Source organism: Gilliamella sp. Pra-s52, from assembly GCF_009795805.1.
Taxonomy (GTDB): Bacteria; Pseudomonadota; Gammaproteobacteria; order Enterobacterales; family Orbaceae; genus Gilliamella.
Genome location: NZ_WTEY01000042.1, coordinates 1 through 1,165, shown reverse-complemented (window position 1 = coordinate 1,165; position 1,165 = coordinate 1). Strand labels below are relative to the sequence as shown.

1 protein-coding gene is annotated in these 1,165 nt (G+C 46.5%); it reads left to right on the top strand.

Features of this window, described 5'->3' with window-relative positions; translation table 11 throughout:
• A partial coding sequence (locus GQ594_RS11850; RefSeq protein ID WP_160416524.1) for a type VI secretion system Vgr family protein occupies window positions 1-1,165 on the top strand: 1,165 nt, incomplete at both ends.

Sequence of the window (1,165 nt, the reverse complement as noted above, 5' to 3'; positions counted from 1 at the left end):
TCATTAAGTGATTTACCCACGGTCAGTGATGCTCGCAGACTTCATGGGGTGATTACGGCCTTTAGTCAGCTATCGGTCAGTAAAGAGCAAGCGCATTATGAAGTGGTTTTATCATCTCGTTTAGCGTTGTTAGCGTTGGAAAAGCAGTGTGCGATTTATCAAAACCAAAGCGTGGTCAGTGTGGTGGAATCGATACTGCGCCATCATGGTTTTATTGGCATTGATTACCGCTTGGAATTAAAAGAGAGCTACCCCGCTCGAGAATTTATTACTCAATGGCAAGAAAGTGACCTTGAGTTCCTCCAACGCTTATTGGCGGATGTGGGGATTTGGTTTCGTTTTGAGACACATGCTGAGCACGACTGTAATGTGATGGTGCTAAGTGATTATGAGCAAGGTTATGCTCAAGTTGCCGACATAGATTACACCCCCCCGAGTGGCACCTTAGATGGTGGCACGGAAAGTGTTTGGGCTATTCGCTTACACAGTGACGTGGTGGCATCTTCGGTTGAGGTAAACGACTATAACTATCGAACCGCCAACGCTGATTTACACAAAGACATCAATACCCAACCGAAGAACACCACCACCTATGGCACTGAGTACCGTTATGAGGAGCACTACAAAGGTCTGACGGATAATGGTGCCAATGCTAGTGGCAGTCATGATAATGGACGTGAGAGTGAGACGAATACTAATGATAGTGATAACAATTCGAGTGAAATGAGTATCGAAAGTGGTGAATGGTATGCCCGCCTACGCCACGAACAAAAAATCAGCCAACAGGTGATTATCCACGGTAAAAGCAACCGCTATGCCCTTGCACCGGGTCAATGGATTAACATCAAAGGCAGTCCACTGAATAATATTAATGACGGCGTGATTATTTTAAGTGTACAAGGACACGGTAACCGCACCGAGGCTTATGAGCTGGAATTTACCGCTATTCCTTATCAGGCCTTAACGCTCTACCGCCCTGCGCCTATCCGCTGGCCTCAAATCAGTGGCACCTTACCCGCAAGGGTGACCAGTCCTGACCATGACACCTATGGTTATATTGATACCCAAGGACGCTACCGTGTTAAATTTAACTTTGACTTAAAAACGTGGAAAAAGGGCGAAGAAAGCCTTTGGGTGCGTTTAGCCAAGCCGTATGCCGGTAGCA